Annotated in this window: 18 protein-coding genes; 13 read left to right on the top strand and 5 right to left on the bottom strand. The window is 61.1% G+C overall.

Going from position 1 to position 22,278, the window contains the following annotated elements:
* The first annotated feature begins 344 nt into the window (after nucleotides 1-344).
* The 9 genes from FSY45_RS18975 (at nucleotide 345) to FSY45_RS18935 (ending at nucleotide 11,428) form a co-directional block, all read left to right on the top strand.
* Nucleotides 345-1,313 (top strand): ABC transporter substrate-binding protein, encoded by a 969-nt coding sequence (locus tag FSY45_RS18975; protein ID WP_003064908.1) that lies wholly within the window; start codon nucleotides 345-347, stop codon nucleotides 1,311-1,313.
* A gap of 116 nt (nucleotides 1,314-1,429) precedes the next feature.
* Nucleotides 1,430-2,314: an ABC transporter permease gene (locus FSY45_RS18970; protein ID WP_003054767.1), complete on the top strand. Its 885-nt coding sequence runs from the start codon at nucleotides 1,430-1,432 to the stop codon at nucleotides 2,312-2,314.
* A 23-nt stretch (nucleotides 2,315-2,337) separates the two neighbouring features.
* Nucleotides 2,338-3,132, top strand: coding sequence for an ABC transporter ATP-binding protein (locus FSY45_RS18965; RefSeq protein ID WP_003064901.1), 795 nt, complete (start codon nucleotides 2,338-2,340; stop codon nucleotides 3,130-3,132).
* 599 nt (nucleotides 3,133-3,731) lie between these two features.
* Nucleotides 3,732-5,144, top strand: coding sequence for an amino acid permease (locus tag FSY45_RS18960; protein ID WP_003064899.1), 1,413 nt, complete (start codon nucleotides 3,732-3,734; stop codon nucleotides 5,142-5,144).
* 185 nt (nucleotides 5,145-5,329) lie between these two features.
* Nucleotides 5,330-6,706 carry a DUF1329 domain-containing protein gene (locus FSY45_RS18955; RefSeq protein ID WP_046461512.1) on the top strand — a complete coding sequence of 459 codons (1,377 nt, stop codon included), beginning with the start codon at nucleotides 5,330-5,332 and terminating at the stop codon, nucleotides 6,704-6,706.
* A gap of 478 nt (nucleotides 6,707-7,184) precedes the next feature.
* Nucleotides 7,185-8,900, top strand: a complete 1,716-nt coding sequence (locus tag FSY45_RS18950; RefSeq protein WP_034355603.1) for a SulP family inorganic anion transporter — start codon at nucleotides 7,185-7,187, stop codon at nucleotides 8,898-8,900.
* Between the two features lie 40 nt (nucleotides 8,901-8,940).
* On the top strand, nucleotides 8,941-9,735 hold the full coding sequence (locus tag FSY45_RS18945) for a GGDEF domain-containing protein (RefSeq protein ID WP_052057607.1): 795 nt from the start codon (nucleotides 8,941-8,943) through the stop codon (nucleotides 9,733-9,735).
* Nucleotides 9,736-9,739: 4 nt separating this feature from the next.
* Nucleotides 9,740-10,591 carry a MinD/ParA family protein gene (locus tag FSY45_RS18940; protein ID WP_046461514.1) on the top strand — a complete coding sequence of 284 codons (852 nt, stop codon included), beginning with the start codon at nucleotides 9,740-9,742 and terminating at the stop codon, nucleotides 10,589-10,591.
* A 51-nt stretch (nucleotides 10,592-10,642) separates the two neighbouring features.
* Nucleotides 10,643-11,428, top strand: a complete 786-nt coding sequence (locus tag FSY45_RS18935) for a sulfurtransferase (protein WP_003064888.1) — start codon at nucleotides 10,643-10,645, stop codon at nucleotides 11,426-11,428.
* A 149-nt stretch (nucleotides 11,429-11,577) separates the two neighbouring features.
* Here the strand turns inward: FSY45_RS18935 and FSY45_RS18930 are convergent, their stop codons facing one another.
* The 3 genes from FSY45_RS18930 to FSY45_RS18920 all read right to left on the bottom strand — a co-directional run bounded on the left by FSY45_RS18930 (nucleotide 11,578) and on the right by FSY45_RS18920 (nucleotide 13,481).
* Entirely contained in the window at nucleotides 11,578-12,132 is a 555-nt protein-coding gene (locus FSY45_RS18930) for a flavodoxin family protein (RefSeq protein ID WP_034355547.1), read from the bottom strand.
* A 170-nt stretch (nucleotides 12,133-12,302) separates the two neighbouring features.
* Nucleotides 12,303-12,710 (bottom strand): DoxX family protein, encoded by a 408-nt coding sequence (locus tag FSY45_RS18925; protein WP_003064883.1) that lies wholly within the window; start codon nucleotides 12,708-12,710, stop codon nucleotides 12,303-12,305.
* Between the two features lie 69 nt (nucleotides 12,711-12,779).
* Nucleotides 12,780-13,481 (bottom strand): pirin family protein, encoded by a 702-nt coding sequence (locus tag FSY45_RS18920; RefSeq protein WP_003064881.1) that lies wholly within the window; start codon nucleotides 13,479-13,481, stop codon nucleotides 12,780-12,782.
* 121 nt (nucleotides 13,482-13,602) lie between these two features.
* On the opposite strand from FSY45_RS18920, the gene FSY45_RS18915 reads away from it, so the two are divergent.
* The 4 genes from FSY45_RS18915 to trmB all read left to right on the top strand — a co-directional run bounded on the left by FSY45_RS18915 (nucleotide 13,603) and on the right by trmB (nucleotide 17,655).
* Nucleotides 13,603-14,541 carry a LysR family transcriptional regulator gene (locus FSY45_RS18915; protein ID WP_046461515.1) on the top strand — a complete coding sequence of 313 codons (939 nt, stop codon included), beginning with the start codon at nucleotides 13,603-13,605 and terminating at the stop codon, nucleotides 14,539-14,541.
* A 134-nt stretch (nucleotides 14,542-14,675) separates the two neighbouring features.
* A complete protein-coding gene (locus FSY45_RS18910; protein ID WP_046461516.1) occupies nucleotides 14,676-15,791 on the top strand; it encodes an NAD(P)/FAD-dependent oxidoreductase in 1,116 nt (371 codons plus the stop codon).
* 41 nt (nucleotides 15,792-15,832) lie between these two features.
* Nucleotides 15,833-16,891, top strand: a complete 1,059-nt coding sequence (gene gluQRS, locus FSY45_RS18905; RefSeq protein WP_046461517.1) for a tRNA glutamyl-Q(34) synthetase GluQRS — start codon at nucleotides 15,833-15,835, stop codon at nucleotides 16,889-16,891.
* 29 nt (nucleotides 16,892-16,920) lie between these two features.
* Nucleotides 16,921-17,655, top strand: coding sequence for a tRNA (guanosine(46)-N7)-methyltransferase TrmB (trmB, locus tag FSY45_RS18900; RefSeq protein WP_003074922.1), 735 nt, complete (start codon nucleotides 16,921-16,923; stop codon nucleotides 17,653-17,655).
* 236 nt (nucleotides 17,656-17,891) lie between these two features.
* Here trmB and alaS read toward each other — a convergent pair whose 3' ends face one another.
* Nucleotides 17,892-20,516, bottom strand: coding sequence for an alanine--tRNA ligase (gene alaS / locus FSY45_RS18895; protein WP_057092340.1), 2,625 nt, complete (start codon nucleotides 20,514-20,516; stop codon nucleotides 17,892-17,894).
* A 238-nt stretch (nucleotides 20,517-20,754) separates the two neighbouring features.
* The coding region (gene ltrA, locus FSY45_RS18890; RefSeq protein ID WP_148748167.1) for a group II intron reverse transcriptase/maturase at nucleotides 20,755-22,278 on the bottom strand (1,524 nt) is incomplete at its 5' end.

Here is a 22,278-nt window from a genome sequence, read left to right as displayed (position 1 = left end):
TTGCCAGCGCAGAAAGAGCAATGTTCAAAAAACAGGCAATTGCATCAATATGCCTGCCCATATCGCATCAGGCGCAGGAAAAATGCGGCACAAAACCAAAATCAGACACCACTCAACGCAATATTGCGCGCCATAGACCTGCTTCCACACACACTAACTCCTGCCAATTAGCGCTTTGCGCAGCTTTCATGCCATTTTTTCGCGATCATCGTATAGGGATAAACAAGGTTATCTCAATCGCGAAGACAGCCAGATCGGTGCAGTAGACTTTGCCGCGAGGCGACGCGCATCACGCACTGCCGTCTTAATTCACCTGCAACACACAACAAACGCTGGAGATACACATGAAGCAGCTGTCCTTGGCCCGCATGGGCGCACTGGCCCTGGCAATTTCCGCCATGTCGGGTGCCTATGCCGCCGATACCAAGTCCGTGGCCGTGACCGCCATTGTTGAACACCCCGCCCTGGATGCGGTGCGCGACGGCGTCAAGGATGCCCTGAAGGCAGCCGGCTACGAAGAAGGCAAGTCCCTGAAGTGGCAGTACCAGAGTGCACAGGGCAATACCGGTACGGCTGCCCAGATCGCGCGCAAGTTCGTGGGTGACAAGCCCGATGCCATCGTCGCCATCGCCACGCCTTCCGCCCAGGCCGTGATCGCGTCGACCAAGAGCGTGCCTGTCGTGTTCTCTGCCGTGACCGACCCCGTTGCCGCCAAGCTGGTCGCCAGCTGGGAACCCTCCAAGAACAATGTGACCGGCGTTTCCGACCTGCTGGCCCTGGACAAGCAGATGGATCTGGTCAAGCAGGTCGTGCCCAATGCCAAGCGCATCGGCATGGTCTACAACCCCGGTGAAGCCAACTCCGCCGTGGTCGTGAAGGAACTGCAGGCCCTGCTGCCCAAGATGGGCTGGACTCTGGTGACGGCTGCGGCTCCCCGCTCGGTGGACGTCTCCAGCGCCGCACGCTCGCTGGTAGGCAAGGTGGACGTGATCTACACCAACACCGACAACAACGTGGTGTCGGCCTATGAATCGCTGGTCAAGGTTGGCCAGGACGCCAAGATTCCTCTGGTGGCGTCTGACACCGACTCCGTCAAGCGCGGCGCCGTGGCCGCCTACGGCATCAACTACCGCGATCTGGGCGAGCAGACCGGCCGCATGGTTGTGCGCATTCTCAAGGGCGAGAAGCCCGGCGACATCAAGCCCGAAGTCTCTACCAAGATGGAGCTGTTCGTGAACCCCGGCGCCGCTGAAAAGCAAGGCGTGAAGCTGTCCGATGCGCTGATCAAGTCCGCCGCTACCGTGGTCAAGTAATCCACTCCCTGTCGCCAGCACTGCCGCTCTCAGGCGGTGCCAGCACAGCGGCAGGTGCCGTGGCAACATGGCCCTGCCGATTTTTTTAGACGTTTGCCGCGCCTGTCGCTCTCTCTATGTCTCTATTTTCCATCCTCGGTGCCATTGAAATTGGCCTGATCTTCAGCCTGGTGGCGCTGGGCGTCTTCATCTCCTTTCGCTTGCTGCGTTTCCCCGACCTGACGGTCGACGGCAGCTTTCCCCTTGGCGGTGCGGTGTGCGCCATTCTGATTTCCACGGGCACCAACCCCTGGCTGGCCACGCTGGCCGGCACGGCAGCCGGTGCCGTGGCGGGCTTCATCACAGGCTGGCTCAACGTCAAGCTCAAGATCATGGACCTGCTGGCCTCCATCCTGATGATGATCGGCCTGTACTCGGTCAACCTGCGCATCATGGGCGGCCCCAATGTGCCGCTGATCAACGAACCCACGCTGTTCACCATGCTGCAGCCGGCGAACATTGACGACTATGTGATGCGCCCTCTCATCATGCTGGGCTTTGTCATCGTGGCCAAGCTGGCCCTGGACTGGTTCTTTGCCACAGAACGCGGTCTGGCCATCCGCTCCACGGGCTCCAACGCCCGCATGGCCCGTGCCCAGGGCGTCAACACCGGCGCCATGATTCTGCTGGGCATGGCAATTTCCAATGGCCTGGTCGGTCTGGCCGGAGCGCTGTTCGTGCAGACGCAGGGCGGCTCCGACATCTCCATGGGCATCGGCACCATCGTCATCGGTCTGGCGGCCGTGATTGTGGGCGAGACCATCCTGCCCTCGCGCAAGATCATCTGGGCCACGCTGGCCGTGGTGCTCGGCGCCGTGGTCTACCGCTTCTTCATCGCTGCGGCCCTCAATATCGATGCCATTGGCCTGAAGGCACAGGACTTGAATCTGGTGACGGCAGTGCTGGTGACCATCGCACTGGTGATTCCGCAAATCAAGAAAAAGCTGAGCAAGCGCAAGTAAGAAGAAGGACGGCGGAGAACACCATGCTGAACGCACAAAACCTCGAACTCACCTTCAATCCCGGCACGCCGATCGAAACCCGCGCCCTGCGCGGCCTGTCGCTGTCCATCCCCGACGGTCAGTTCGTGACCGTCATCGGCTCCAACGGCGCAGGCAAGTCCACATTTCTGAACTGCGTCTCGGGCGACCAGAGCGTGGACAAGGGCAAGATCGAAATTGCCGGCATCGACATGACGCGCATGCCGGTATGGTCTCGCTCCAAGCAGGTGGCCCGCGTGTTTCAGGACCCCATGGCCGGTACCTGTGAAGACCTTTCCATCGAAGAGAACATGGCGCTGGCGCACGAGCGCGGCAACCTCCGCGGCCTGTCCAAGGCAGTGAAGGCCAGCAATCGCGAGCTGTACCGCGACCGTCTGGCCACGCTGGGCCTGGGTCTGGAAAATCGCCTGACCGACCGCATCGGTCTGCTCTCGGGCGGACAGCGCCAGGCCGTGAGCCTGCTGATGGCGGCGCTGCAGCCTTCGCGCATTCTGCTGCTAGACGAACACACTGCCGCTCTTGACCCGCGCACCGCGGACTTTGTGCTACAGCTGACGGCACGCATCGTGCAGGAAGCCAATCTGACCACCATGATGGTGACCCACAGCATGCGCCAGGCGCTGGATGTGGGCACGCGTACCGTCATGCTGCACCAGGGCAATGTGGTGCTGGACGTCAGCGGCGAAGAGCGCTCCAAAATGGACGTCCCCGACCTGCTGCATATGTTCGAGAAGGTGCGTGGCGAGAAGCTCGCGGATGACGCCTTGCTGCTGAGCTGATTGAGGCCGGACGGCCTGACCGCACACAGTTCACTATCAAAAAAGAAGCTGCCAGTCCTTGATAACCATTGGCTGGCGGCTTTTTTCATCTCAAGATAGAAACTATCGACAATCAACATTGACATTTCGGCATTTATTTTTGACGAAATTGACAAATAAACAATCAAATAGACAGAGCCCTGCCGAATGCAAGCCAAGTATGAAGCCGCTCTCGTCGACGATTTGACGAAGATTTAAGGATATTTTTTTGAATCTCCGATCCAGTCATTAATTCTGAAATATCAAACACTTAGATATCGATTCAAGCCATGGCTGCCCTAATCCACAGCTCACGCTGTACGGCTCATGCGCAAATCGCTCACAATCTGCACCCTATCGGAAGCCACTGAGCACGATGCATGTCATCGCCGTTCACGCTGACCGCGTTGATACCCGGGGACTCCTGATATCAGGGCGCAACAAACGGGCATGGGGCCCAGGCTTTTACCAGCCAGGACCGCCAAGGCTTCATGATCCGCAAAAAACCAATATCTCTCATGAGCGATAGCCAAGCAAAAACTGACAACGGTGGCTTGCACCGTTCCCTCAAGGCCCGACATATGTCGATGATCGCCATCGGCGGCTCCATCGGCACCGGCCTTTTTGTCGCCTCTGGCGCAACCATCTCGCAAGCAGGCCCCGGCGGTGCATTGCTGGCCTACATGATTGTGGGCCTGATGGTCTATTTCCTGATGACCAGTCTGGGCGAGATGGCTGCACACATGCCAGTCTCCGGCTCTTTTGCCACCTATGGCGCCAAGTACGTGGATGAAGGCTTTGGCTTCGCCCTGGGCTGGAACTACTGGTACAACTGGGCCGTGACCATTGCCGTGGACCTGGTTGCGGCGCAGCTGGTGATGGCCTACTGGTTCCCCGGCACCAACGGCGTGCTGTGGAGCGCTCTGTTTCTGGCACTGATGTTCGGCCTGAACGCACTGTCCGCCAAGGGCTTTGGCGAATCCGAGTTCTGGTTTGCTGCCATCAAGGTCACAACGGTGCTGGTCTTCATCGCCATCGGCGTGCTGATGATCTTCGGTATTTTGCAAGGTGGCGCGCCCGACGGTATCTGGGGCAATATTGCCAACCTGAGCACAGGCGACGCGCCGTTTGCGGGTGGTTTTGCAGCCCTGATCGGCGTGGCCATGGTGGTGGGCTTTTCCTTCCAGGGCACGGAGCTGATCGGCATCGCTGCCGGCGAATCCGAAGATCCCGCCAAGAATGTGCCCAAGGCCGTGCGCAAGGTGTTCTGGCGCATTTTGCTGTTCTACGTCTTTGCCATCCTCATCATCGGCCTGCTGATTCCCTATACCGATCCCAAGTTGCTGCGCAACGATCTGGGCGATATCGCCGTCAGCCCCTTCACACTGGTGTTCGAACGTGCCGGCCTGCTGGGTGCCGCTGCCGTGATGAACGCCGTGGTGCTGACCTCCGTGCTGTCGGCCGGCAACTCCGGCATGTATGCCTCCACCCGTATGCTGTATGCGCTGGCCAAGCAGGGCATGGCGCCCAAGCTGTTTGCCCAGGTCAACACGCGCGGCGTGCCCGTGCTGGCATTGATCGCCACCACCGTGATTGCCGCCCTGTGCTTTCTGACCAATATCTTCAGCCCCGAAGTGGTCTACATCTGGCTGCTGAATCTGTCCGGCATGTGCGGCTTCGTCGCCTGGCTGGGCATTGCCATCAGCCACTACCGTTTCCGCAAGGGCTGCGAAGTGCAGAACTACGATATGAACCAGCTGCCTTACAAGGCAGCGGCCTTCCCCTTCGGCCCCATATTCGCCTTTGTGCTGTGCCTGATCATCACCTTGGGCCAGAACTATGAAAACCTGATCAAGGACCAGATCGACTGGGTCGGTGCCATCGCCACCTATATCGGCCTGCCTCTCTTCCTGGTCATCTGGTTTGGCTACAAATGGGTCAAGGGCACCAAGATCGTCAAATACTCGGAAATGGATCTGAACGGCTCGCGTTAATACCTAGTCATTTTTGATCCCACCCAAGGCAGCACCGGCAACGGCGCTGCCTTTTTTGCGTCCTGGGCTTGCCTCGGATGCTGTCGATTAGTCCCAACAGACGATTCATGTCATGACAAATATCTGAAGAATAAATGCTCACAGGCAACGGCCTGCAAGGTTTTTTCACTAGGAAAACAAGAGCAATGCAACAAAAGACGATGAGCACAGCGCTGATGCTGTGCATAGGTTTGCTGAGCGCAGGAGCCGCCTGTGCCAAGGTTCCCGCTGCGGAAGCCGACAAGCTGGGCAAGGAGCTGACCTGCACCGGCGCCATCAAAGCCGGCAATGCCGACGGCAGCATCCCGCCATTCACGGGCAAGATCCTCGGCGTTCCGCCCGGCGTGAAGTTCACCAAGTCAGTGGGGCAGTTCCAGCCCGATATCTACGCCAACGAAAAGCCGCTGTTCGAAATCACGGCCGCCAACATGGCGCAATATGGCGACAAGCTCAGCGCCGGCCAGAAGGCGCTACTCGCCAAGTTCCCCACCACCATGCGCATTCCCGTCTATCCGGGCCACCGCGACTTCCGTTATGACGACGACATCTGCGCCGTCATCAAGCGCAATGCACTGGAAGCCGAGGTAGTCAACGACGGCAATGGAGTCAAGGGCTTCATGGGTGCTCTGCCCTTCCCCATTCCAAAGACCGGCCTGGAACTGCTATGGAACAACCTCATGCCCAGCCGCGCCAGCACCGAAGAGGTGGAACGCGACATGGCACTGGTGGGCGCAAGCGGCGATATCGCCTGGGGCCGCACCAGCTATATTCAGCTCAGTCGTTATGACTCCAAGGAAAATCTGGGCAAGCCCAACGAAGGCAAATACGCCTATGTGACCAATTTCTCCATCCTGCCCGAGCGCGAAAAAGGCGGAGTGATTCTGTCCATCGAGCCCATGAACTTCGGCACGGACAAGCGTCTGGCCTGGAATTACGATCCCGGCACTCGCCGCGTGCGCCAACTGCCCGAGTTCGGCTATGACCAGCCCTCCCCCGGCACCAGCGGCAAGGCGACCATCGACTCCGAGCGCCTGTTCAACGGCGGCTCCGAGCGCTACGAGTGGACCATGCACGGCAAGCGCGAGATGTTCATTCCTGCGAACACCTTCCGTATCAACCAGCAGATGAAATACGCCGATCTGCTCAAGCCAGGTCATCCCAACCCGGCCTACACCCGCTATGAACTGCGCCGCGTCTGGGTGCTGGAGGGCAAGCTCAAGCCCGGCTTCCGTCACCTGTACTCCAAGCGTGTGATGTTCATCGACGAAGACACCGGTCACGCCGTCTCGGGCGACTTCTACGACGCACGCGGCCAGTTGTGGCAGCACGGTGAAATCAATTACTACTATGCCTACGACATCAAGAAATGGCACGCGGGCACATCGTTCTACTATGACCTGAATGCCGGCTCCTATGTGGGCATGAATCTGGTCCAGGAGCGCCCCAAGGCACCAATTCTGGGCAAGGACAACCTCAAGCCCAGCCAGTACACTCCCGAGGCGATTCGCAACCTGGGCAACTGATAGACAACAGGTGGCTCAGCCACCGCGCGCACCGCACCGCAAGGTGCAAAGAGAGGCCATGAGCCTCTCTTTTTTTATGGCCGCTGCCGCCCCGAAACTGGAGCGCACTCCAGCATATGCGCGGGCAGCGTGCTAGGATGAAACACGGTGCCAGCATTGAAAACCATAGCAGCTGGCGTCGTTTTTTCTGTCTTCGAGTCGATTTCAACGTGAACATCATTCACAAGCAGCCAAAGACCCACCCGGTCGTATGGCAGGGCGCGGATCTGGCGGGCGACCCCTTCCGGACTCATCGGCCATCCGCCGACACCCTTGCCGCCATCGCTGCCATGCGGGTCCGGTTCGGACAACGCCTCGAGTCACTTTGGAGCAAGGCGTCCCACTCGGCCAAGGTCGCAGCCTCGTCCTGTTTTAATCCCTGCACAACAAAGCCCGACTAAGCTTGCAGACGATTTAGTTCGCCGCAATCATGACTTCCATGCAATCCCTGGCCCGATGGCTGCCCTTTCTTAATTGGCCCAAACCGACTTTCGGCCTGCTGCGCGGTGAGTTCTGGGCCGGCTTGACCGTGGGCCTGATGTTGCTGCCCCAGGGCGTGGCTTACGCCGCGCTGGCGGGCATGCCGCTGATTACCGGCATCTATGCCTCCATCATTCCTGCTGCGGTGGCCATCCTCTTCAGTCCGTCGCCCCGCCTGGGCGTGGGGCCGACGGCGCTGAGCGCCTTGTTGATCGGCGCCTCTCTGACCGGCATGGCCGAACCGGGCTCGGCCCAGTGGGTGGTTCTCGCTGCATGGATGGCCATTCTGTCGGGCCTGGTTCAATGGAGTCTGGGCGTGGTACGCGCGGGCTGGCTGCTCAATCTGGTCACCTCTCCTGTACTGGCAGGTTTTACCCAGGCTGCTGCGCTGCTGATTCTGGCTTCGCAGCTGCCCACCCTGCTAGGCATGCGCGCTGACTGGTCCACCGTCTGGCATTCGCCGTCCATCTATCTGTTCAGCATCCAGTCCATCGCCTACGGCCTGGTCAGCATGGGCTTGCTGATGCTGGCCAAGAAATGGCGTCCTGCTTTTCCCTCGGCCATTTTCATCATCGGCTTGAGCGGGTTCATCAGCTGGCTCACGGGCTTCGCCGATGCGGGCGGAGCCGTGATCGGCCACCTGCCTGCGGGGCTGCCCAGCTTCCAATGGCCCGGCATGCTGGACTGGGAGCAGTTCGGCGCCCTGGTCATGCCCGTGCTGGTCATCTCCCTGGTCAGCTTTCTGGAAACCGCGTCCAGCGCTCAGGTCGAGCATCAGCAGGCCGGCACGCGCTGGAACGAAAACCAGGATTTGATCGCCCAGGGCCTGTCCAAGATCAGCGCCGGCCTGTTCGGCAGCTTTGCCACCAGCGCATCTTTCTCACGCTCTGCCGTCAATCTGCTCGCAGGTGCCAGGACCGGCTATGCCAACGTGTTTTCCATTTTGCTGGTGGTCGTGGTTGTGCTCTGGTTCATCCCCTGGCTCTACCATGTGCCCCAGGCAACGCTGGCTGCCATCGTGATCACCGCCGTGCTCAACCTGGTCAAGCCCAGCGCGATTCTCAAGCTTTTCAGGATCTCCAAGGTCGAAGCCAGCATCAGCGTCGCCACGCTGGTGCTGACCATCGTCACCGCCCCGCGCATGTACTGGGGTGTGTTCGCGGGCATCATGCTCAGCCAGGCTTACTACCTCTATCACCATCTGCACCCGCGCATCATCGAGGTCGGCGAGCATCCCGACGGCAGCCTGCGCAGCCGCCTGCTTTGGCAATTGCCGCCCCTGGCACCTGAAGTCGTGGCTCTGCGCATGGATGCAGATCTGGACTTTGCCACGGCCACGGCACTTGAGCGCTACGCGGCCGATGCCCTGCAGCAAACGCCCCAGGCCAAAGACCTGGCACTGCTGATGCAGTCCATCAACAGCATAGACATCACAGGAGTCGAAACATTTGCCCGACTGGAACGCCTGGTCGCATTGCGCGGCGGTCTGCTGCACGTGGTGGGATTGAAGTTGCCGGCCGAGCAAAGGCTGGAACGCGCCGGACTACTGCACAAGGAAGGCAGCCCCATCAGGCTCTATCGCACGGATGCCGACTTTCTGCGAACGCTTGGCAATTTCCCCACAGAACTGAGTCGGATCAACGCTGACGAAAAGCCTACATCCACAAAAAGCTAGGGGTCGCTGCTACACTGACGGTCATCATTGATAGTTTGTCGTGACTTCATCCGCCCCCCACCAATCCGTGTTTTTGCGCGATCTGCGCCTTGCCACCGCACACAATCTGGTGACTCGCGCGGGCGGTAGCGATAACCGTCTGCCCACTGACACTCCCACCCATTACCTGCAAGCACTGATTGATGGCTTGTGCGCACTGTCTTTGCGCGACCCCCTCACGGGGCTGGCCAACCGGCGCCATTTCCGCTCCGTGATCGAGCGCGAAATCGACCGCGTGGCCCGCTCCGGAGAAACCGCACTGCTGCTGATGCTGGACATCGACCATTTCAAGCAGATCAACGACGAGCACGGTCATATTGCTGGCGATATGGTGCTGCAATCCGTGGCACAGACGCTGTCCGAAATCATTCGCCCCATGGACACCCTTGCGCGCTTCGGTGGTGAAGAATTCGCCATAGTGCTTCCGGTGTGCCCTGCGCATCAGGGCCGCGCAGTCGCCGAGCGCTTGCGCCAGGCCATCGAAAGCAACTCCATCGCTTTGTCCTCGGGCCAGTCGCTGAAGATCACTGTGAGTATCGGCGGGGTCTACGCCCAGCAATGGATTCGCAGCACGGCGCAACTGTGGACCGAGCGTGCCGATCGCCAGCTCTATCTGGCCAAATCGGCAGGCCGCAACTGCGTCTGCGTGGAGGATCCGCCCGACAGTACGGTGAGTGCCGAGGAAAAAAGCCTGCTTTTCAGCCCTTTGCCTGCCGCTTCGTTAGAGGAAAATGTCTCTGACAATACAGCACCAGACGTAAACACCGACGCCGCAAGCCAGGTCATAACGCCTTGAGACGATGGACACCTTGGCCCCTCACCCTACTTTGCCCGCTCATATATCCATGGAAGATGCCCTGCGGGCGCCTCGCCGCAACAAGCAGGCCCACATCATTGCCGTCACCAGCGGCAAAGGCGGTGTCGGCAAGACTTTCGTCTCGGCCAATCTGGCTGCTGCGCTGACGCGCCATGGCTTCAACGTGCTGGTATTGGACGCGGACCTGGGCCTGGCCAATCTGGATGTGGTGCTCAACCTCTACCCGAAGGTCACGCTGCACGATGTGTTCACGGGTCGCTCCACGCTGGAAGATGCCATTCTGACCACGCCGGGCGGCTATTCCGTGCTGCTGGCAGGCTCGGGCATGATCGAGTACTCGCGCCTCACCCCCGAGATTCGTTCCCAGTTCATGCGCACGGTGGAGTTGCTGCGCCCGCGCTACGACATCATCCTGCTCGACACCGGCGCCGGCATCTCGGATGTGGTGCTGTTCTCCGTCTCTCTGGCAACCGAAGTGCTGGTCGTGGCCACGCCCGAGCCCACTTCGCTGACCGATGCCTACGCCGCCATCAAGGTGCTGGCCCTGCAGCAAAAGCGCCAGCAGATCCGTCTGGTCATCAACCAGGCGCAACGCCCCGGCGATGGCCGCGCCATCACTGGCCAGCTGCAGCAGGTGCTCAACCGCTTCGTGACCACCGAGTCCGGCCAGCCGCTGCAGCTGACCCACTGGGGCGATATTCCGGTCGACTCCGCCGTGCGGGAGGCCGTGATGCGCCGCCAGTTGCTGCTGCAGGCCATGCCCGGAGCACCCGCATCCCTCGCAGTGGCACAGCTGTCCAATAAAATCAAGGCAGAGCTGACGGCCCCGGTCTGAGCTGCATCACCGTCGATGCAGCAGCCGCGCGGCCGCCCCCCGGATATCGACGTGGCCGACATACTCAACATCTCCTGCTACAAATTCACGCCCCTGCCCGACGCCGACCAGCTGCGCCAGACGCTGCTGGAGCGTGCACATGACCTGAGCCTCAAGGGCACGGTGCTGCTGGCCGAAGAAGGCATCAACTTTTTCCTGGCCGGCCCAGCCCAGGCCGTGCGCAGCTTTGTGGACCAGCTGAAGCAAGACCCGCGTTTTGCCGACCTGGCTCCCAAGGAAAGCTGGTCCGAGACCGTGCCCTTTCGCAAAATGCTGGTCAAGGTCAAGAACGAGATCATCCGCATGGATCATCCCGCCATTCGACCCGCCCATGGCCGTGCGCCATCGGTCAGCCCGGCCACGCTGCGCCGCTGGCTGGAGCAAGGCCATGACGACGAGGGCCGCGAGGTGGTGACGCTGGACACGCGCAACGACTACGAAGTGGACGAAGGCGCGTTTGCCGGCACGATCGACTGGCGCCTGAGCAAGTTCACCGAATTCCCGCCCGCACTGCGCCAGCACAAGGACGAATTCGCCGGCAAGACCGTCGTCAGCTATTGCACTGGCGGCATCCGCTGCGAAAAGGCCGCCATCCTCATGCAGGACGAAGGCATCGAAAACGTCTACCAGCTCGAAGGCGGCATCCTCAAATATTTCGAGGAGACCGACGGCAAGTTCTACGACGGCGGCTGCTTCGTCTTTGACGGTCGCGACTCGCTGGGCACCGATCTGTCGCGCACCGAGCTGGTTCACCCCCGCCCCATCAAAAAGCATCTGATGGAACAGGACGCGGAGTAAGCAGCGCCAAGATGGCGCTCAACGCCACTATCAAAAACTAAGCAGCTAGCGCTGAATCAGGCTAAGTTTCAGAAGCATTCATCACTGAAACCTATGTAGGACCAGCGCTAGCCGCTTTGAATTGGATAGCACCCAACTTAGCTGAACGCTTATCTGGCCCAGCGTGCTGCGGCCTTGGCCACGCGCTCGCCAAACTGGCGTGCGGTTTCCAGGTCACCGCCGGCCATCTCGCCGGCCGATGAGTCAGAGGGCGACTGCGCCATGGCACCGCAGAAACTGCCCATCCAGTTCACATCGTTGCGCTGGGCGGCCTTGGTATTCGAAGGCAGCAGACCCAGTCCCACCCACACGCCGCCATGCTGCATGGCCAGGTGGTAGAAATAATCGAGCGTGACCTGCTTGTCGCCCTGCACGCTCGCGCTGTTGGTGAAGCCGGCAAACAGCTTGTCCTTCCAGGCCTGGGCAAACCAGGCCTTGGACGAGGCGTCGGCAAATTTCTTGAATTGCCAGCTCGGAGCGGCCATATAGGTCGGTGCGCCGAAGACGATGGCATCGGCCGCGGCCAGTTGCTCCCAGCCACCTTCGGGCAAATTGCCATCGGCGTCGATGGCCAGCAACTGTGCGCCCGCGCCCTGGGCCACGGATTGCGCCATGCGCTGGGTATGGCCGTAGCCTGAGTGGTAGACCACAACGATATTGCTCATGATTTCTTCTTTCCTGCTTGCATCGGCGCAGCCATCCGCCGCGCCATCCTGTATCTGTGCCAAATAAAGGCCCGCCGGATTGACACCCGGCGGGCCTTGTCTTGCGAGAGCGCGCTAGCTTATCAAAGCTATGACTGCTTGCGCACTTTCAGCCTGTGCTGCCTCATGCTTCAGCCTTTGCGACCGTCCATGCTCCAGGCGCCTGCTCCATGAGCCGCATAACCAAGCAGGCCGCCGACCACGGCGATGTTCTTCCAGAACAGCAGCTGCTGCATCATGGCTGCCTCTGCGGGCACGCCCCAGAAGTTATGGAAGAAGAAGCTGGCGATCAGCGTGAAAAATCCCAGGATCAAGGCTGCGCAGCGCGTGTGCCAGCCCAGCAATATGGCCAGACCGCCCACGATCTCGATCACCAGGCCCACCGCCACCGCGACCTGGGGCATGGGCATGCCCGCCGATGCGGCATAACCCACGGTGCCCGCAAAGCCACTGATTTTCTGAATGCCTGCTGGCAGAAACAGCAGGGCAATCAGCACACGGCCCACCAGGTCCAGAGGATTTCGCAATTGATTCAACATTTAAACTCCAGTCATTGCGACCCAGGGCCGCGTTGGTTCATATCAGTACAAGCCTTGAAATCGTCAGACTCAAGGTTCCAGGTCAAACACCAGAACTTCCGCAGCCCGGCCATTGGCAAGGCGCAGGCGCTCCTCATTTTCAATAAGTGCAGCGTCGCCGCTTGTCAGCTTTTGTCCATTCACGTCCAGCTCGCCACGCACCAGGTGCACATAGGTCTTGCGACCGGCTGGCAGGGCCACATCGGCAGCCTCTTCTGCATCGAACAGACCGGCATACAGGCGTGCATCGGCATTCATGGGAACCGAGCCCTCGGCACCGTCAGGTGAAGCCACCAGACACAGACGTCCACGCTTTTGCGCCTCGCTGAATGTCTTCTGGGCATAGCCTGGCTCGATACCTGTGCGTGCGGGCAGCAGCCAGATCTGCAGAAAGTGTGTGGTCTGCTCCTTGGCGTAGTTCTGTTCGCTGTGCACCACCCCCGAGCCCGCACTCATGCGCTGCACCTCTCCAGGCAGGATGGGGGTTTCATTGCCCATGCTGTCCTTGTGCGAGAGCGCACCTTCGAGCACATAGCTGATGATTTCCATATCGCGGTGGCCGTGCGAGCCAAAACCTGTGCCGGGGGCAATCCGGTCTTCGTTGATCACTCGCAGATTGCCGAACCCCATATGGCGCGGGTCGTAGTAACCGGCAAACGAAAAGCTGTGATAGGACTTGAGCCAGCCGTGGTCGGCGTAGCCGCGTTCCTGGGATTTGCGCAGAGTCATCATGGTGTGCTTCCTTTCGTTCAAGTGACTGTCTCTATGGGCTCTACTGTAGAAGTCACCTGCCAGGCTGTGGCTGAACGGCGTTGATGGCATCATTCAAACTGTTTGAATCATCAATCTCACCATGCCCAGCTCCCGCGATGTGCTCACCCCCGACAGCCTGGCCATGCTGCAGGCCATTGCCGAAACCGGCAGCTTTGCCGCCGCTGCGCGCTCCCTGGGCCTGGTGCCCAGTGCGCTGACCTACCGCGTGCGCCAGATCGAAGATGCGCTCGATGTGCTGCTGTTTGACCGCAGCTCGCGCCACGCCCAGGCCACTGAGGCAGGTCAGGCCCTGCTGCACGAAGGCACCCGCCTGCTGCAGGAGATCGATGCCGTCGCGCACCGCGTCAAGCGCGTGGCCACGGGCTGGGAGCCGCAGCTGACCATCGTCATTGACGGGGCCGTGGCCCGCACGCCCATCTTCGAGCTGGTCGAAGCTTTTTATGCGCTGACCCCGCCCACCACACTCAAGCTGCGCGACGGCATTCTCAACGGCACGCTGGAAGTGCTGACCAGCGGCCATGCCGATCTGGCCATTGGCGTGGCGGTCAACACCAGCAATGTCTCCGAGCTGCAGACGCGCGAAATCGGGGAGATGGATTTCGTCTTCGCCGTCGCGCCGCACCACCCACTGGCCGGACTCGATGAGCCGCTTTCCGACGAGTTGCTGCTGCGCCATCGCATGGTGGCCGTGGCCGACTCGGGCGTGCGCAGCAACACCAGCTTTGGCCTGGTCAACGGCCAGGACGTGCTCACCGTGGACAGCATGCAGGCTAAGCTGGAGGCCCAGATACGCGGCATTGGCGCCGGCTTTCTGCCACGCGGCATGGTGCAGGCCTATCTCGATGCCGGCCTGCTGGTCACAAAACAGGTGCAGCGCGCCAGTCGCAATCTGCGCCTGCACTATGCATGGCCCGGCCCCGCCCACCGCACGCCTGGACGCGCCCTTCAGTGGTGGCTGACGCAACTGGAAAGCCCCGCCACGCGCAAGGCGCTTATGGAAAACCATCACCGTCAATAAGCTGCTGCGCGTCGCAGCCGCCACGCGGGAGGTGTAGAGTGAGTTGCGCTGCAACAATTCAGCACAAGCAGCACTTGCTATCTTTTGGATAGCTGGCTACGCTAGAACTCAAACGGTGTCGAAAAGGCTTTTTCATGAATGCTTCCCGCACTCGCGCGTCCGCAACTGCCTCCGCTTCTTCCCCTTCCCCGCATACCGGTGGCAAGCGCATTGCCGTCATCGGCGCGGGCATTGCCGGTCTGGCCTGTGCCCGCACGCTGATGCAGGCCGGGCATGACGTCCATGTCTATGAGCGCCTGACCCAGGCCGGCGGACGCATGCGCTCGGTCAGCGGCCCCTACGGCAGCTTTGACATCGGCGCCCAGTTCTTCACCGTACGCGATCCGCGCTTTCAGCAAGTGCTGGACACCACGCCCGGCAATCTGCGCGCCTGGAGCCTGAACAGCGTGCAGACCCGCAACGCCCAGGGCCGCAGAGTCGACAAGCACACGCCGGTGCGCGAGACCCACTGGGTCGGCATGCCCGATATGCAATCGCTGCCACTGGCCTGGGCAGCGCCGCTATGGGATGCCGGGCGCCTGCATCTGGGCCAGTCCCTGCGCGCCATGAGCCACCACATTGCCAGCGGCAGCAGCCACAGCCGCCACCAATGGTCCCTGATGCTGGATACCGAAGACCACGGCCCGCAGATTGCTGCCGACTTCGATGCCGTGGTGCTGGCCGTGCCGGCGCCCGTGGCCGCGCAGCTGCTGCAGACCGCGCCTCAGGGTGCGGCCCTGGCCAGGACCCTGGCCCCTGTGGAAATGGCCCCCTGCTGGGCCATGACGCTGTCCTACCCCATGGCTGCGCAGGCCGGACTGACCACACTGGGCCCACAGTGGAATGCCGCACGCAGCACGCATGAGCGCGTTGCCTGGGTGGCCCGCGAGTCCTCCAAACCCGGCCGCGCCCAGACCGAGCGCTGGACGATCCATGCCAACCCGCTGTGGTCCAACGAGCACCGCCACGACGACGCCACGCGCGTGCTTGCCAAGCTGCAAAAGGCCTTTGGCGAGATCACAGGCATCCGCGTTGCGCCGCGCCATGCCAGCGTCTACCTCTGGCAGCATGCCCAGACGCTGGCGCCCCTGGGCAGGCCGTTCAGCCACGACCCCTCGGTCGGCCTGGGCCTGTGCGGGGACTGGTGCATAGGCATGCGGGTGGAAGACGCTTTTGTCTCGGGTCTGGAAATGGGGCTGGCCCTGGCCTGAGCCAACTGCGCGCAGTCAAGGGGCGTAAGATGGCGTCCCTCATGACTACGGCCCTTTCCCGTTCCTCCTCCAGCGCTCCCTGCACGGGGCCATATATCGGGCGCTTTGCGCCCTCTCCCACCGGGCCGCTGCATGCCGGCTCTCTGGTCGCGGCGCTGGCCAGCTGGCTGGATGCACGCGCCCACCACGGACGCTGGCTGATTCGCATCGAAGACATCGATCCGCCACGCTGCCAGGCTGGCGCCGACCAGGAAATCCTGCGCCAACTGGCCGCCTGCGGCCTGCACTCCGATGCCCCCGTGGTCTGGCAGTCGCAGCGTCATGCACTCTATGAAAAGGCCCTGCAGCAACTACAGGCGCAAAAAATGGCCTACCCCTGCGGCTGCACGCGCAAGGACATCGAAGCCGCCTGGCTGGCACAGGGACTGACTCACGAACGCCATGTGGAGCGACCCTACCCCGGAACCTGCCGTCATGGCCTGCGAGGCAAGCCTGCCAGAGCCTGGCGCTTTGCGCTGGAGCAGCAGGTACATGACTTACAAGAGCATCAACCCGAAACACCCTACCAACAAGCGAAAGCAGCTACGCAAAGCATAGCAATCGGGCGCTCTTGCCTCGAAAGCAAGCGCCCCGTGCTGCACTGGCAGGACCGGCGTCTGGGCGCGCAGCAGCAGAACCTGATCACCAGCGTGGGCGACTTTGTGCTGCGCCGAGCGGACGGGCTCTGGGCCTACCAGCTGGCCGTGGTCGTCGACGATGCCGAGCAAGCCATCACCGACGTGGTGCGCGGCGAAGACCTGGCCGACAACACCCCTCGCCAGATCGTGCTGCAACACGCCCTGGGCCTGACCCAGCCGCGCTATCTGCACACGCCGCTGGTCTGCATGGAAAACGGAGAAAAGCTCTCCAAACAGCACGGCGCACCCGCCGTGGATGTCAGCCAGCCGCTGACCGTGCTTTCTGGCGCCGCGCAGCAGCTCGGCCTGCCACAAGCGCCAGCAGCCGCATCCTGCAGCAGCGAAAGCCCCGCAAGCGCCTTGCCTTTGGCGCTGGACTTCTGGGTCCGGTGCTGGCGCCAAACCTACAATATCGCCCCGTGACTTCTTCAAATCCAACACCTACCACCGATATGGCCGAAAACGTGCCAGCCGCTGACGCATCCGCAGCATCCCAAGGTCAGGCGCCCGAAGGCGTGGCCTATCCCAAGACCATCAAAAGCTATGTACGCCGCGCCGGCCGCACCACCACGGGCCAGGCCAAGGCTTTTGAAGAACTAGGTCCGCGCTTCCTGCTGCAATACCAGAAGGCTCCTCTGGACGCCGCTGCCGCCTATGGCCGCGACGGCAAGCTGATTCTGGAAATCGGCTTCGGCATGGGTGAAGCCACCGCCCATATCGCCCGCGTGCGCCCCGACGACAACTTCCTGTGCTGCGAAGTGCACGAGCCCGGCGTGGGCGCGCTGCTCAAGCGCATTGGCGAGCAGGAGATCGAGAACATCCGCATCCTGCAGCACGATGCCGTGGAAGTCATCGACAACATGCTGCCCGAAGCCTCGATCGACGGCGTGCACATCTTCTTCCCCGATCCCTGGCACAAGAAAAAGCACAACAAGCGCCGCCTGATCCAGAGCCCGCTGATCGCCAAGCTGGCCGCTCGCATCAAGCCCGGCGGCTACATCCACTGCGCCACCGACTGGGAGCCCTATGCGGTGCAGATTCTGGAAGTACTGAACGCAGAACCCATGCTGCAGAACACGGCCGAGAACTACGCCGAAAAGCCCGACTACCGTCCGCTGACCAAATTCGAGAACCGCGGCATTCGCCTCGGTCATGGCGTCTGGGATCTGGTGTTCAGGAAAAAGTAACACCCCCTGAGCGGCTTTGCCTAGGCGGCCCCGCCGCTTCCCCCTCTCTGCTTCGCGGAGGGGGACGACAGCCTCGCTGCGGGGCGGCCCTTGCTTGCTGTCTCTGATTTGAGTCAGCGCCAGCTATTTGGATAGCGCCAGTTGCAAGGACTTGGCTCCAAGCCATAAAAAACGCTCCTCATTGAGGAGCGTTTTGTTTTGGGACAAGGCAGCCCCAGCTGCCTTTTCCGATGCGCTTACAGACGCTCGGCCGCCCAGGCCTGGACGCTGGCCAGCGCTGCGGGCACGGCTGCGGCATCGGTGCCGCCAGCCATGGCCATATCGGGCTTGCCACCGCCCTTGCCGCCCACTTGCTGGGCCACAAAGTTCACCAGCTCGCCGGCCTTGACCTTGGCGGTTTCAGCCTTGGTCACGCCCGCAGCCAGTTGCACCTTGTCGCCGTCCACGGCAGCCAGCACGATCACGGCTGCGCCCAGCTTGTCCTTGAGCTTGTCCATGGTGTCGCGCAAGGTCTTGGCATCGGCGCCTTCGAGCTTGGCTGCCAGCACCTTCACGCCATTGACGTCGGCAGCCTGCGTGGCCAGCTCGTCGCCCTGGCTGGAAGCCAGCTTGCCCTTGAGCGCAGCGATTTCCTTTTCCAGTGCCTTGATCTGATCCAGCGCACCGCCGATGCGGTTGGTCAGCTCGGCTGCAGGGGCCTTGAAAGCGGCCGCGGCCTGGTCCACGGTGGACTCCAGCGACTGCAGATAGGCCAGCGCGTTCTCGCCGGTAATGCCTTCGATACGGCGCACGCCAGCGGCCACGCCGGATTCGCCCACCACCTTGAACAGGCCGATGTCGCCGGTACGGCTGACGTGAGTGCCGCCGCACAGCTCGCGGCTGGAGCCGATGTCCAGCACGCGCACGGTTTCGCCGTACTTCTCGCCGAACAGCATCATCGCGCCGGTCTTCTGAGCCGACTCGATATCCATCACGCGGGCGTCGGTGGCTGTGTTGGCCAGCACCTCGGCATTGACGCGTGCTTCGATCTCGCGGATCTGCTCGGCAGTCACCGGGGCGTTGTGCGCAAAGTCGAAGCGGGTGCGCTCGGCATTGACCAGCGAGCCCTTTTGCTGCACATGGCCGCCCAGCACTTCGCGCAAGGCCTTGTGCATGATGTGTGTGACCGAGTGGTTGCGCATGGTCGCTGCGCGCACGGCCGTATCAACCTGTGCTTCAACCGCATCGCCCACCTTCAGGCTGCCGGCTTCCAGCACGCCGTGGTGGCCGAATACATCGGCCTTGATCTTGAGTGTGTCTTCCACGGCAAAGCGGTTGCCGCCTGCGGCAATCACGCCCTGGTCACCGACCTGGCCGCCGGATTCGGCGTAGAAGGGGGTCGTATCCAGCACCACGACACCGTTTTGGCCGGCCTGGAGCTCGTTCACGCTCACGCCATCGGCGTACAGCGCGACGATCTTGGCAGCCTCGGCCAGCTTGTCGTAGCCGGTGAACACATTGGCGTCCCCCGTGTATTCAAGCGCACGGTCCATCTTGAACTTGCCGGCTGCGCGCGCAGTTTCCTTCTGGTGTTGCATGGCGGCGTTGAAGCCTGCCTCGTCCACCGTCACGCCACGCTCGCGCGCCACGTCGTTGGACAGGTCCAGCGGGAAGCCGTAAGTGTCATGCAGCTTGAAGGCCACATCGCCGGGCAGCACCTTGACGTCACCGGCCAGCGCGCTGTCCAGGATTTCCATGCCGTTGGCCAGGGTCTCGAAGAAACGCTCTTCCTCGGCCTTGAGCACGCTGGTGATATGCGCTTCCTGCTCCTTGAGCTTGGGATAGGCATCGCCCATCTGCACCACCAGGTCGGCCACCAGCTTGTGGAAGAAGGGAGTCTTCTGGCCCAGCTTGTAGCCGTGACGGATGGCGCGGCGGATGATGCGGCGCTGCACATAGCCGCGACCTTCGTTGGAAGGGATCACGCCGTCGGACACCAGGAAGGAGGTGGCGCGGATATGGTCGGCAATCACCTTCAGCGAAGGAGTGCTCAGATCTTCGGTGTGGGTTTCACGGCCGGCAGCCTTGATCAATGCCTGGAACAGATCGATCTCGTAGTTGCTGTGCACATGCTGCAGGATGGCAGCCAGGCGCTCCAGGCCCATGCCGGTATCCACGCAAGGTGCGGGCAGCTTCACCACGGAGCCGTCTTCCTTCATGTCGAACTGCATGAACACGTGGTTCCAGATCTCGATGAAGCGGTCGCCGTCTTCTTCCGGGCTGCCGGGAGGACCGCCGGCAATGTGCTCGCCGTGGTCGTAGAAGATTTCCGAGCAGGGGCCGCAGGGGCCTGTGTCGGCCATCATCCAGAAGTTGTCGCTCTTGTACTTGCCGCCCTTGTTGTCGCCGATGCGGATGATGCGCTCGGCAGGCAGGCCGATGACGTTCTTCCAGATGTCATAGGCTTCGTCGTCTTCGTGATAGACCGTGGCCAGCAGCTTCTCGGCGGGCAGGCCGAAAACCTTGGTCAGCAGCTCCCAGCCCCACTCGATGGACTCCTTCTTGAAGTAGTCGCCGAAGGACCAGTTGCCCAGCATTTCGAAGAACGTGTGGTGGCGCGCGGTGTAGCCCACGTTTTCCAGGTCGTTGTGCTTGCCGCCGGCGCGCAGGCAGGCCTGCACCGAAGTTGCGCGGTTGTAGGGGCGCTTGTCCGTGCCCAGGAACACGTCCTTGAACTGCACCATGCCGGAGTTGGTGAACATCAGCGTCGGATCGTTGCCGGGAACCAGCGAGCTGGACGCGACAACCGTGTGGCCCTTGGAAGCGTAGAAATCCAGGAACGTCTTGCGGATGTCCGCAACGGAAAAAGTGGGTGTACTCATGGTGTTTGGTATGAAGACGCCTGCATGACGCCTGCGATCAGTACGGCCCGGCGCTGCTTTTTCAGGAGCTGCGCAGACAGGCAAAGGCGGGTAGGAACAGTTCATTGCTGAACCATTCCCCCCTAAGAACCGGACTTGCGACTTTCACCGCATCCGGCTCAAGCACAACAAGATTCAGTCCCGTCTAAAGCACCCCATTCTACTTCGGAGAGGCTTTTTCGAGATGAACCCGAAGCCTTTAAGAGGCCGGTTTCGCTACCTGCAAACCCAAGGCATGCAGTCGTCTATGACAGACCGGATGCAGCAGCACCCGATTGGAGAGGTTGTCCGACCCGCCCATCACCTTGTAAACAATGTGGTGGTCGTGCCAGCGTTCCCCTTCCTCCAGCGGCTCCGCACAAAGTGCGCAACGCCCGTTTTGGCTGATGTACAGCATCGAAGTTTCGTACTGGTACGCCATGTTTTTCAACATGCGTTTCGTTCTCAACTCCTCTCCGTACACCTCCCATACCGGGTCAAAGGGGTTGTATTCCCCCTTGATCTTTTCGTGCCTCACGATCTCTGTATCTGCAAGCTTCAACAGTTTGGTCGTAAGCGGGCCGTCCGCCGTTTTCACGGTTGCAGCAAACTCATCCCTGTCCTTGATGCGCTGCCAGTAACGGCTTTTGCACCAGGGGTGGGACTTATTCGGATGTCGCCGTCTCGTCCAGCGCACCAGGCGCCAGTAGATCAGGCTGTCCATCCGACTGAAGGTTTCCTTCGCCACCACCGGTTGGTGATACCTCGCCCAGCCTCGAAGGATTGGGTTCAGTTTGGCAATGAGATCCTCCTGCTTCGTCGATAGGTGTGTTTTCACGATTTCACTGACCTTGCGATAGAACGCTTGCGCGTTCTTCTTGCTCGGTTTGATCAAGAGCTTCCCTTTGTATTTGCGGAAGTTCCATCCCAGGAAATCGAAACCCTCGTCTATGTGAACGACCTTGGTCTTCTCCGGCGACAGTTGCAGACCTCGTTGTGCGAGGAAGGCTTCTATCCACGGCTTGATTTGTGTTTCCAGCACCTCTCGCGAGATGCCAGTCACCACAAAATCGTCGGCGTACCGGATCACATGGACTTTGAGTCCCTTGGCTTTTGTCTTCCCGTATTTCGCAACCAAGTGCGCTTTCAGGTCGGTTTCCAGCCCGTTCAAACACATATTCGCCAAAGTTGGCGAGATGATGCCGCCTTGCGGCGTCCCTTCTACAGTCGGCGATAGCTGCCCTCTATGGACTACCCCGGCTTTCAGCCATTTCAGCAAGATTGCCTTGTTCATAGGAACGTGGCGCACCAGCCATTCGTGGTTGATATGGTCAAAGCAACCTCGGATATCCGCTTCTAACACCCAGGAAGACGCCGTCTTCTGGGAAGTCGTGACGAATATCTGGCCCATGGCGTCTGCCGTCGAACGATTTCTCCTGAAGCCGTAGCTATTCGGATCGCTCGTGGTTTCCGCCACCGGTTCCAGTCCAAGCAGGTGTAGCGCCTGCATGGCCCGATCCAACATGGTTGGAATGCCCAGAGGACGCTCCTTCCCGTTGGCTTTGGGGATGTGGACCCGCCGCAATGGCTTGGGTTTGTATCCCCGCTGCTGCTTCAACCTTCCAATCGCCGCCCGTTTCAGGGCAGGAGAATCCCAAAGCTGGCGATCGACTCCCGCCGTTCGCTTACCTTGGTTTTCAGTTACACGTCTTACCGCCAGAGCCCTGGCGGAAAACGAGTGGTT

Origin of the sequence: Comamonas sp. Z1 (genome assembly GCF_008121555.1) — a bacterium.
GTDB classification, from domain to species: Bacteria; Pseudomonadota; Gammaproteobacteria; order Burkholderiales; family Burkholderiaceae_C; genus Comamonas; species Comamonas thiooxydans.
The sequence above is the reverse complement of the archived record's forward strand: the minus strand, read 5'-3'. Positions and strand labels throughout refer to the sequence as shown.